The following is a 10,734-nucleotide window of genomic DNA, read 5'->3' on the forward strand; positions in this document are numbered from 1 at the left end:
TCGAGAACAGGGCCGTCGTGTGGCGCAGGCCGGGAATTATACGCTCGCCGCTGACGCAGGAATGGCAATGACTCGCCAGTCATCGCCAACCGCGCGGATTTCAGTGATTTTGAGCTCGGGCGCGTCTTTCATCTGCGCCAGTGGCCAGTCCAGCAACGGGCGCGCAGACGAGCCCAGGAACTTGCCGGCGATGAAAATCTGGAACTCGTCCACCAGACCTTGCTGGGCGAAGGCGCCCGCCAGACGCGGGCCCGCCTCGACCAGGACTTCATTGACGCCGCGATTGGCCAGTTCGACCAGCAACTTGCGCAAGTCGACCAGACCGTCGTCGCCGGCCACGATCAGGCATTCGGGACCGTTGGCGTATTGCTCTTCGATCGCCATGCAGGTCGCGACCAGCGCCGGGCCGGCCTTGAAGAACGGAGCGTCCAGCGGCACCCGCAAGCGGCCGTCGATCAGCACGCGCAGTGGCGGGCGGCTCATCGCCAGGGCGGTTTGCTCGGCGTCCAGGCCCAGTTCGTCAGCGCGCACGGTCAAACGGGCGTTATCCGCCAGCACCGTGTCGGCACCGGTCAGCACCACGCTGGCCTGGGCGCGCAGGCGTTGTACCGCCGAACGTGCGGCCGGGCCGGTGATCCATTGGCTTTCGCCGCTTTCCATCGCCGTGCGGCCGTCGAGGCTCATGGCCAGCTTGACCCGCACGAACGGCAAGCCGTGTTCCATGCGCTTGAGGAAACCTTGATTGAGCTTGCGCGCCTCGCCTTCCAGCACACCGCTTTCGATCGCGATCCCGGCCTGAGCCAGGCGCTGCATGCCACGACCGGCCACCGAAGGGTTCGGGTCCTGCATCGCCGCGACGACGCGGGCGAGGCCGGCATTCACCAGCGCATCGGCGCAGGGCGGCGTGCGACCGTGGTGGCTGCAGGGTTCGAGGGTCACGTAAGCGGTGGCGCCACGGGCCTGGTCGCCGGCGGCGCGCAGGGCGTGGACTTCGGCGTGGGGTTCACCGGTGCGCTCGTGCCAGCCTTCGCCGACAATCTGCCCGTCCTTCACGATCACGCAGCCAACCCGCGGGTTGGGGTGCGTCGTGTAATGGCCTTTGCGCGCCAGTTCGAGGGCGCGGGCCATGTAGTGGGCGTCGAGGATGGCTTGTTCCGGGGAGGTGGTCATTCTTTCACCGGCTCACGGGCCAGGCGATCGATCTCCTCGCGGAACTCGTTGAGGTCCTGGAAGCGGCGATACACCGAGGCGAAACGGATATAGGCGACTTCATCGAGCTTTTGCAGCTCGGCCATCACCAGTTCACCGACCACGAGGGACTTGACCTCGCGCTCGCCGGTGGCGCGCAGCTTGTGTTTGATGTGCACCAGCGACGATTCGAGACGCTCGACACTCACCGGGCGCTTTTCCAGCGCGCGCTGCATGCCGGCGCGGAGTTTTTCTTCGTCGAACGGCTGGCGACTGCCGTCGGTTTTGATCAGGCGCGGCAACACCAGTTCAGCGGTTTCGAACGTCGTGAAACGCTCGCCGCAGGCCAGGCATTCGCGCCGGCGGCGCACCTGTTCGCCCTCGGCGACCAGACGCGAGTCGATGACCTTGGTGTCGTTGGCACCGCAGAAGGGACAGTGCATGGTGGCAGGCAACAAAAAAAGGGAGGGCCATGGTAGCGCATCCCGGTGGCAAGACAAGCCATAGGGTTTGCGGTATACAGACTGGCTATAGAGAACGATCCATGGATTTCACCTTGCTGGAGCCGCAAATGTCCCTAAGACCGCTCGTACTGCTCAGTGTTTTCAGCCTGCTGGTGGCCTGCGGAAGCGATGCGCCCAAACCTCAGCCACCGACGCCAGGGCCCGCCCCGCAAGCGGCGCAGAAGAAAGCCCGCGAATCGGCCGACCTCGGTCCGCTGCCCGCTTATCAACGCGAATTGAGCGGCACCCTGCAAGGCGTGCCGGCCGGTGCCGAGGTCGAGCTGGCGTTGCTGGTGATCGACACACAGGACCGCCCGCAACAATTGCTCGCCAGTTCCAGCCTGATCGGCACCAACCAGGCGCTGCCGTTTCACCTGCGTTTCAACCCGGAATCCTTCCCGGCCGGTGCCCGCGTCGAATTGCGCGGTCGCGCCAGCCAGTCCGGCCAACTGATTTTGCACCTGCCCTCGCAAGTCATCAGCCAGCCGACCACCCAGGCCCTGGGCCAGCTGCAATTCGTCAAAGCGCCATGATTGCACCGCTCGACCTGCAACAGGCCTTGGGTGAATTGCTGGGCGATGCACAGCTTGTACCGGTCGCCTTGCCAGGGACCGAGCTGAATCTCTGGCTGATCGACGGTGACAACATGGACCGCGCCTTCAGCCCGGAAGAAACCCGACGCATACTGCACGAACCACCGTACTGGAGTTTCTGCTGGGCCAGCGGGCTGGCGGTGGCGCGCTACCTCGCCGAGTTCCCCGAGTGGGTCAAGGGCAAGCGTGTGCTGGATTTCGGTGCCGGGTCTGGTGTGGCCGGGATTGCCGCGGTCAAGGCCGGCGCGCTGGAAGTGGTGGCCTGCGACCTCGATCCGCTGGCGATTACCGCGTGCCGTGCGAATGCCGAGCTGAATGATGTCCAGCTCAACTATTCGACGGACTTTTTTGCCGAAACCGACCGGTTTGACCTGGTGCTGGTGGCCGACGTGTTGTACGACCGGGCGAATCTGCCGCTGCTGGATGAATTTTTGAGTCGTGGGCGGGAAGCACTGGTGGCGGACTCGCGGGTTCGGGATTTCCGGCACCCCTTGTATCAGCGGATTGAAATGCTCGAAGCGATGACCTTGCCGGACCTGGCCGAGCCGGAAGAGTTTCGGCATGTGAGCCTGTACCACGCGCGGCGCGGCTAAAAGCATCGCCGACAAGCCGGTCTCGCTCCCACACTGGATCTATGTCACACCGAAAATCCCTGTGGGAGCGAGCCTGCTCGCGATGGCGGTTTGTCAGGCAACGCAAGACCCGTGGCCACCCCGCTTCCGGCCACACCCCACCAAGCCGTATAGTTGCCCCATTCACGCTTCCAAGAGATCACCCATGAGTCAGGAAACGCCGTACATCTTCGACGCCACGACTGCCGATTTCGAACAGTCGGTGATCGAGAACTCTTTTCACAAACCGGTGCTGGTGGATTTCTGGGCCGAATGGTGTGCGCCCTGCAAAGTGCTGATGCCGATGCTGCAGACCATCGCCGAGAGCTATCAGGGCGAATTGCTGCTGGCCAAGGTCAACTGCGATCTGGAACAGGACATCGTCGCCCGCTTCGGCATCCGCAGCCTGCCGACCGTGGTGTTGTTCAAGGATGGTCAGCCGGTCGATGGTTTTGCCGGTGCGCAACCGGAATCCGCCGTGCGGGCGATGCTGGAGCCTCACGTGCAAATGCCGCCGCCGGCAGCGGCCGATCCGTTCGAACAGGCTCAGGCGCTGTTCGACGAGAGTCGTTTTGCCGACGCTGAAGCCGTGCTCGCCGTGCTGCTGGGCGAGGACAACACCAACGCCAAGGCCCTGATTCTGTACGCCCGCTGCCTGACTGAACGCGGTGAACTGGGTGAAGCGCAAACCGTGCTCGACGCGGTGAAAAGCGATGAGCACAAGGCTGCATTGGCGGGGGCGAAGGCGCAGATCCAGTTCCTCGGCCAGGCCAAGGACCTGCCGGATGCCGCCGACCTGAAAGCGCGCCTGGCGAAGAATCCGCAGGATGATGAAGCGGTGTATCAACTGGCGATCCAGCAACTGGCCCGCCAGCAATACGACGCGGCGCTGGATGCATTGCTCAAGCTGTTCGTGCGTAACCGCAGCTACAGCGAAGGCTTGCCGCACAAGACCTTGCTGCAGGTGTTTGAGCTGCTGGGTAATGATCATCCGTTGGTGACCACGTATCGCCGCAAGTTGTTTGCAGCGCTTTATTGATCTGTAGGAGCCGGCTTGCTGGCGATGGCATCGACGCGGTATCACTGACAAACCGCGTTATCGTTCATCGCCGGCAAGCCGGCTCCTACAGGTTCGCGAAAATCCTGTAGGAGCCGGCTTGCCGGCGATGGCGGTTGTAAGACCAGCGCATTTCTAAAGCCAGCGATACAGCGGCGTATCACCGCCACTCTCGACCTTCACTTCCGCGCTATGCCGCAACCGCACCAGCAGCCGCTTGCCCGACGCCGCGCTGCCGGTCAGCCCTTCGAGTTGCTCAAGCAAATCCGGCCCGCTCAATTGTCCGGCCTTGCGCAGCAAATCCTTCGCGATCTGCCACTGCGTATCGTCCTGAGTCACCGGTTTCGCCGGCGCCGCACTGGCTTCAGGCTTGACCACCTGCAACTGCGCGCCGAGCCGTGCCCAGTCGCCATCGTCCATCTCCAGGGTCAAATCCACCGGCCAGTCGCCGATGCTTCCGCGTATCCGCAACATAAGTCTGCTCCTGCACATTTCTGACCCACATGCTCCCATGGGACTTGTGCAACGCCAAGCGGGCGGTCAAACTCTCGGCACTTACGTTATAAGATTACATAACAATTTCTTCACTTTACTTCCGGAGACCCGCCATGCGCCGTCTGCTGCTCGCTTTGCCGTTTGCCCTGTTGCCGCTGGCTGTCGCTCACGCCGCTGAAGAACATGACCATGAGCACGGCAGCCTTGGCGCCCACGAACATGGCGTCGGCCGACTGAACGCGGCACTGGACGGCCAGACCCTGGAACTGGAACTGGAAAGCCCGGCGATGAACCTGGTGGGTTTCGAACACGCCGCCACCACCGACGCCGACAAAGCCAAAGTCGCCGCCGCCCGCGCGCAGCTGGAAAAACCACTGGCCCTGTTCAACCTGCCGAAAGCGGCCGACTGTGTGGTGGCATCCCAGGAACTGGAAAGCCCGTTGTTCGGTGACAAGCCTGCGGCCGACGACCATGACGACGATGATCACGATGAAGACGCCAAGGACGGTCACGAGCATCATCACGATCACAGCGAAATCCATGCCCATTACCAGTTCACTTGCGCGGCTCCAGGTGCGCTGAAAACCCTGGACCTGGCGAACATTTTCAACTCGTTCCCGGCCACGCAGAAAATTCAGGTACAACTGATCAGCCCGAGCGGGCAGCAAGGGGTTGAGGTCACAGCCAAGGCAGCCTCCCTCAAATTCTGAGTTCGCCTCAAATCCAAATGTGGGAGCGAGCCTGCTCGCGATGGAGTGCCAGCCGACATCAACGCAGCTGACACACCCTCGCGAGCAGGCTCGCTCCCACAGGTTTCACCACCAACCTGACCGGTTTCACATGACCCAAGCACTCATCGAATTGTCCGACCTGGGCTTCAGCTGGCCCGGTCACCCGCCGCTGCTGGACATCCCGGCGTTTCGCCTCGAACCGGGTGAAACCCTGTTCCTCAAAGGCCCGAGCGGCAGCGGCAAGACCACCCTCCTCGGCCTGCTCGGCGGCGTGCAAAAGCCGAATCGCGGCAGCATCCGCCTGCTCGGCCAGGAACTGACCGAACTCGGCGCCGGCGCCCGTGATCGCTTCCGCGTCGATCACACCGGCTACATCTTCCAGCAGTTCAACCTGCTGCCGTTTCTCTCGGTGCGCGAGAACGTCGAACTGCCCTGCCACTTTTCCAGACTGCGTGCCGAACGGGCGATCCAGCGCCACGGCAGCGTCGATCAAGCGGCGGCGACCTTGCTCGCCCATCTGGGCTTGAAAGATGAAAGCATCCTCGGCCGACGCGCCGATTCGCTCTCGATTGGCCAACAGCAACGCGTCGCCGCCGCACGCGCCTTGATCGGCCAACCGGAACTGGTGATCGCCGACGAGCCAACGTCCGCCCTGGATTACGACGCTCGCGAAAACTTCATTCGCCTGTTGTTCGCCGAATGCCGTGAAGCCGGGTCGAGCCTGTTGTTCGTCAGCCATGACCAGAGCCTCGCGCCGCTGTTCGATCGCCACCTGTCGCTGGCCGATCTCAATCGCGCCGCCACGCCTGCAGAGGTCTGAGATGTATTTGTTCCGTCTAGCCATGGCCAGCCTGGCTAACCGCCGCTTCACCGCGATCCTGACCGCGTTCGCCATCGCCCTGTCGGTCTGCCTGCTGCTGGCCGTGGAACGTGTTCGCACCGAAGCCAAAGCCAGTTTCGCCAGCACCATCAGCGGCACCGACCTGATCGTCGGCGCCCGTTCCGGCTCGGTGAACCTGCTGCTGTACTCGGTGTTCCGCATCGGCAACGCCACCAACAACATTCGTTGGGACAGCTTCGAGCACTTCGCCAACAACCCGAAAGTGAAGTGGGCGATTCCAATGTCGCTGGGCGATTCCCATCGCGGCTACCGGGTGATGGGCACCACCGAGGCGTACTTCGAGCACTATCAGTACGGCCATCAGCAACACCTGGCACTGGCCGACGGGCGCGCCTTCGCCACCGACCCGTTTGAAGTGGTGCTCGGCGCCGAAGTGGCCGATGCGCTGCACTACAAGCTCGGCGACAAACTGGTGCTGGCCCACGGCGTGGCGGCGATCAGCCTGGTCAAGCACGACGACAAGCCGTTCACCGTGGTCGGCATTCTCAAACGCACCGGCACGCCGGTGGACCGCACGCTGCACATCAGCCTCGGAGGTATGGAGGCGATCCATATCGACTGGCACAACGGCGTGCCGGCCCGGGGCGAAGGCCGCATCAGTGCCGATCAGGCGCGCAACATGGACCTGACGCCGCAAGCGATCACCGCGTTCATGCTCGGCCTCAACAGCAAGATTTCGACCTTTGCCCTGCAACGCGAAATCAACGAATTCCGTGGCGAGCCGATGCTCGCGATCCTCCCGGGCGTGGCGCTGCAAGAGTTGTGGAGTTTGATGAGCACGGCGGAAAAAGCCTTGTTCGTGGTCTCGCTGTTCGTGGTGCTGACCGGGTTGATCGGCATGCTCACGGCGATTCTCACCAGCCTGAATGAGCGCCGGCGCGAGATGGCGATTCTGCGTTCGGTCGGCGCCCGACCGTGGCACATCGCGACGCTGCTGGTGCTGGAGGCATTTGCTTTGGCCTTGTCTGGTGTGATTGCCGGCGTGGCGTTGCTGTATGTGGGCATCGCCGCCGCCCAAGGTTATGTGCAAGCCAATTACGGTCTGTTTTTGCCGCTGACCTGGCCAAGCGAATATGAATGGACGCTGCTCGGTGGCATCCTGATCGCCGCGCTGCTGATGGGCAGCGTGCCGGCCTGGCGCGCGTATCGCCAATCCCTGGCCGATGGCCTGTCGATCCGACTATGAGGACGTTTACGATGCCCCGCGCTCTGCTTGCGCTGTTGATGCTGGTCGCCCTGCCCCTGTGGGCGGCCGAGCCGAAAGAGCTGACCTGGTCGGAAATGATCCCGCCGGACGCCATGCCGGAAGTGCCGAACATGACACCCCTGCATGACCTGTCGCAGATGGGCAGCACGCTGTCAGCGGAATCGGCGCCAGCCGCCAAACAGGACATGCCCAATGCGCCGGTGGTGAAAAGCCTCGACGGGCAGAACATCCGCTTGCCGGGCTACATCGTGCCGCTGGAAGTGAGCGAAGAAGGTCGCACCACCGAGTTTCTGCTGGTGCCGTATTTCGGCGCCTGCATCCATGTACCGCCACCGCCGTCGAATCAAATCGTGCATGTGAAAAGCGAAGTCGGCGTGAAGCTGGATGAGCTGTATCAGCCGTACTGGATCGAGGGTGCGTTGCAGGTCAAGGCATCGACCAGTGAACTGGCGGATGCGGGGTATCAGATGGAGGCGGACAAGATTTATGTGTATGAATTGCCGGAGTGAATCTGACACTTCTGTGCTGTTTGATCGATAGCTATCGCGAGCAGGCTCGCTCCCACAAGGGATCACCTAACTCCTGTAGGAGCGAGCCTGCTCGCGATGAGGCCCTCAAAAACGCCACAAAAACCGGACCATCACTGTTTCGTTGAGCTGAGTCAAAAGACCGGATCGTTAGGCGCCTTACCATTGGACATCGAACATTTTTAACGTCCTCTGGAGCCCCCATGCACAAGTCCTTGCTCAGCGCCTCGCTGTTTGCCCTCGCGCTCGCAGCCCCGCTTGCCCACGCCCACGAAGCTGGTGACATTCTCATTCGTGCCGGCGCCATCACCGTCAACCCGAAAGCCGACAGCTCCAGCGTCAAGGTCGACCAAGGCCCGCTCAAGGGCGCCGACCTGGGTGGCAAGGCCACCATGAGCAGCGACACGCAGCTGGGTTTGAACTTCGCTTACATGCTCAACAGCCACTGGGGGATCGAGCTGCTCGCGGCCACGCCGTTCGAGCATGACGTGAAACTCAAGGGCACTGCCCTCGGCGCGGCCAACGGCAAACTCGGCAGCCTGAAACACCTGCCGCCAACCCTGAGCGTCGTGTACTACCCGCTGGACGGGAAGTCCGCATTCCAGCCCTACGTGGGTGCCGGCATCAACTACACCTGGATCTACGACGAACACGTCGGCAGCGAAGCGCAGGCCAACGGCTTCAGCAACTTCAAGGCCGATAACTCCTGGGGCATGGCGTTTCAGGTCGGTGCCGACTACATGATCACCGACAACATCCTGCTCAACGCCCAGGTGCGCTACGTCGATATCGATACCACCGCGACAGTGGAAAACAACGCCGTGGCACCGGGCACTCGGGCGAAGGTCGATGTGGACGTTGATCCATTCATCTACATGGTGGGTCTGGGCTACAAGTTCTAAATCGCCATCGCGAGCAGGCTCGCTCCCACATTGGACCGCGTTCGTCCTGAACACCTCGGTCAACTGTGGGAGCGAGCCTGCTCGCGAGACGTCAGCCCAGACTCCAACATTTGCGTAGAAAAAATCAGCGCCCCAACAACCGCGCGAGTCCGACACTCATGGGTGTCTGCACTGGAGGCGTAAAGCGCTCCAACAAGCGCTGGTTGTTCGCCCGCGAATGGCGGATGTCACCAGACCGCGCCGGGCCGTAGCTCACGGGCGGCAACTCACCGACCACCACCTTCAACGCTTCAAGCATCTGCTTGAGACTGGTGGCCTGGTTCCAGCCGACATTGACCGCGCCGACTTCGACCTGAGGTTTTTCGATGGCTTGCACCAGCAAATCCACCAAGTCTTCGACGTAAACAAAATCCCGCGTCTGCTCACCGTCGCCAAACACCGTGATCGGCAAGCCCTGCTGCGCTCGCTCACTGAAAATACTGATCACCCCGGAGTACGGCGAGGACGGATCCTGGCGCGGGCCGAAGATGTTGAAGAAGCGGAAAATCACCGGTTCCAGTGCATGTTCGCGACGGTAGAAATCGAAGTAGTACTCGCTGGCCAGCTTGTCCGAAGCATACGGGGTCAACGGTGTCTTGGGCGTGTCTTCGTCAATCGACTCACCTTCGCCGTTGTTGCCATAGACCGCCGCGCTCGACGCAAACAGCACCCGCTTCACACCGCTCTGGCGCATGGCTTCGCAGACATTCAGCGAGCCGATGAAATTGCTCTGGTGGGTCTTCACCGGATCATCCACCGAGGCTTGCACCGACGCGACGGCAGCCAGATGCGCCACCGCACTGCAACCGGCCATCGCCCGGGCCACCAGCGCCGCATCGGCGACGTCGCCGACCATCAACTCTACGCGAGAGTTGTCCAGCGGCAGGTTGCTGCGTTTGCCGGTGGACAGGTCATCGAGAATCCGCACGGAGTGGCCCTTGGCGAGCAAGGCATCGGTCAAATGCGAGCCGATAAAACCGGCGCCGCCCGTGATTAAAACCGGACCGTCAGCCATGGCGATAGAACCTGTCCAGCAAGCCGGGGAGTGCCGCACGCCAGGCGCGGGGCTTGATCCCGAAGGTGTGGAGGATTTTCTTGCAGGCCAGCACCGCGTGCTGCGGTTCTTCGGCAGCGTCCGGCCGCGCGGCGTGGGCCTGGGCAGTCGGCGCTTCGATGGCCAGCGGATGCAGCGCGCGGGCTTCGGTCAGAATCGCCTGCCCCAGCGCCAGTGGCGTGGTCGCCTCATGCCCGGCGTAATGGTAGGTGCCCCACAGCGGCGCCGCGCAATCGAGTTGCTTGAGCACCGAAATGATCACCCGCGCCGCGTCGTCGACCGGCGTCGGGTTGCCCCGGCGGTCGTCGGCCATCAGCAGTTCTTCGGGTTTTTCGGCGCGGGACAGGAAGCGCCCGAGGGTGCCGTCGGGGCTGTCATCGAGCAGCCAGCCAAACCGCAGCAACACGTGTTGCGGGCAGGTCGCGCGCACGCTTTGCTCGATACGCCACAGGGCCTGGCCCCGCAGGCCCAGCGGCACCGGTTCGTCTTTTTCGCTGTAGGCGGTCGCCCGGGAGCCATCAAATACGCGATAGCTCGAAGGTTGCAGCAGAACGATGTTGTGATGCTGGCACAGCTCGGCCAGACGCTCGACCGCGCGCTCCTGCCCGGCCAGACGCTGATCGCTGACTGTCTCCGCCTGGAACCAGTCGAAGTAATAGGCGAGGTTGATCAACGCGTCCGGGCGGGTGTCGTCGAGCAGTTGCGTCAGGCTCGCGGCATCCCAGCCGTCTTGCGGTGGGCGGGGGGCGAGGAAACCGATGTCTTCCTCCGCACCGAGGCGAATCAGCGCCTGCCCAAGGGCATTTCCGCCGCCCAGTAACATAAGGCGCATTCGCATAGAGTCAGCAGGCCCAGTCTGATTGGAACAATGGCTTAATCGACACCGCTCGCAGGCGATGCCGTCGTTAGATGCCGGAATCGTTGCA

13 protein-coding genes are annotated in these 10,734 nt (G+C 62.7%); 8 read left to right on the forward strand and 5 right to left on the reverse strand.

The genetic code is table 11. The features are described 5' to 3' along the window. Positions 1-36: 36 nt before the first annotated feature. A complete protein-coding gene (gene ribD / locus ACF6ZU_RS09405; protein WP_392891798.1) occupies positions 37-1,170 on the reverse strand; it encodes a bifunctional diaminohydroxyphosphoribosylaminopyrimidine deaminase/5-amino-6-(5-phosphoribosylamino)uracil reductase RibD in 1,134 nt (377 codons plus the stop codon). Further along, positions 1,167-1,631, reverse strand: a complete 465-nt coding sequence (gene nrdR / locus ACF6ZU_RS09410) for a transcriptional regulator NrdR (protein ID WP_003228656.1) — start codon at positions 1,629-1,631, stop codon at positions 1,167-1,169. Before nrdR ends, ribD begins: the two co-directional genes overlap by 4 nt. 128 nt (positions 1,632-1,759) lie before the next feature. On the opposite strand from nrdR, the gene ACF6ZU_RS09415 reads away from it, so the two are divergent. The 3 genes from ACF6ZU_RS09415 (at position 1,760) to trxA (ending at position 3,934) form a co-directional block, all read left to right on the forward strand. Further along, the gene (locus ACF6ZU_RS09415) at positions 1,760-2,224 is read left to right on the forward strand and encodes a YbaY family lipoprotein (RefSeq protein WP_392891800.1); all 465 of its coding nucleotides are present in this window, start codon (positions 1,760-1,762) and stop codon (positions 2,222-2,224) included. Continuing rightward, the gene (locus ACF6ZU_RS09420) at positions 2,221-2,877 is read left to right on the forward strand and encodes a class I SAM-dependent methyltransferase (protein WP_392891802.1); all 657 of its coding nucleotides are present in this window, start codon (positions 2,221-2,223) and stop codon (positions 2,875-2,877) included. The genes ACF6ZU_RS09415 and ACF6ZU_RS09420 overlap by 4 nt, the downstream gene beginning before the upstream one ends. A 184-nt stretch (positions 2,878-3,061) precedes the next feature. Next, positions 3,062-3,934, forward strand: a complete 873-nt coding sequence (gene trxA, locus ACF6ZU_RS09425) for a thioredoxin (protein WP_392891804.1) — start codon at positions 3,062-3,064, stop codon at positions 3,932-3,934. 153 nt (positions 3,935-4,087) lie between these two features. Here trxA and ACF6ZU_RS09430 read toward each other — a convergent pair whose 3' ends face one another. Beyond that, the gene (locus ACF6ZU_RS09430; protein ID WP_392891806.1) at positions 4,088-4,426 is read right to left on the reverse strand and encodes a hypothetical protein; all 339 of its coding nucleotides are present in this window, start codon (positions 4,424-4,426) and stop codon (positions 4,088-4,090) included. Positions 4,427-4,560: 134 nt separating this feature from the next. On the opposite strand from ACF6ZU_RS09430, the gene ACF6ZU_RS09435 reads away from it, so the two are divergent. The 5 genes from ACF6ZU_RS09435 to ACF6ZU_RS09455 all read left to right on the forward strand — a co-directional run bounded on the left by ACF6ZU_RS09435 (position 4,561) and on the right by ACF6ZU_RS09455 (position 8,715). Next, entirely contained in the window at positions 4,561-5,157 is a 597-nt protein-coding gene (locus ACF6ZU_RS09435; protein WP_392891807.1) for a DUF2796 domain-containing protein, read from the forward strand. Between the two features lie 130 nt (positions 5,158-5,287). Beyond that, positions 5,288-5,998, forward strand: coding sequence for an ABC transporter ATP-binding protein (locus ACF6ZU_RS09440; protein ID WP_392891809.1), 711 nt, complete (start codon positions 5,288-5,290; stop codon positions 5,996-5,998). 1 nt (position 5,999) lies between these two features. Then, the gene (locus ACF6ZU_RS09445; protein WP_392891811.1) at positions 6,000-7,265 is read left to right on the forward strand and encodes an ABC transporter permease; all 1,266 of its coding nucleotides are present in this window, start codon (positions 6,000-6,002) and stop codon (positions 7,263-7,265) included. Between the two features lie 11 nt (positions 7,266-7,276). Then, positions 7,277-7,795 (forward strand): DUF3299 domain-containing protein, encoded by a 519-nt coding sequence (locus ACF6ZU_RS09450; protein WP_392891813.1) that lies wholly within the window; start codon positions 7,277-7,279, stop codon positions 7,793-7,795. A gap of 221 nt (positions 7,796-8,016) precedes the next feature. Next, positions 8,017-8,715: an OmpW family protein gene (locus tag ACF6ZU_RS09455; RefSeq protein WP_392891814.1), complete on the forward strand. Its 699-nt coding sequence runs from the start codon at positions 8,017-8,019 to the stop codon at positions 8,713-8,715. Between the two features lie 124 nt (positions 8,716-8,839). Here ACF6ZU_RS09455 and ACF6ZU_RS09460 read toward each other — a convergent pair whose 3' ends face one another. Continuing rightward, the gene (locus ACF6ZU_RS09460) at positions 8,840-9,769 is read right to left on the reverse strand and encodes an NAD-dependent epimerase/dehydratase family protein (RefSeq protein ID WP_392891815.1); all 930 of its coding nucleotides are present in this window, start codon (positions 9,767-9,769) and stop codon (positions 8,840-8,842) included. Beyond that, on the reverse strand, positions 9,762-10,646 hold the full coding sequence (locus ACF6ZU_RS09465) for a sugar nucleotide-binding protein (protein WP_392891817.1): 885 nt from the start codon (positions 10,644-10,646) through the stop codon (positions 9,762-9,764). The genes ACF6ZU_RS09460 and ACF6ZU_RS09465 overlap by 8 nt, the downstream gene beginning before the upstream one ends. Positions 10,647-10,734: the final 88 nt, after the last annotated feature.

Origin of the sequence: Pseudomonas migulae (assembly GCF_043225285.1) — a bacterium.
Taxonomy (GTDB): Bacteria; Pseudomonadota; Gammaproteobacteria; order Pseudomonadales; family Pseudomonadaceae; genus Aquipseudomonas; species Aquipseudomonas migulae_C.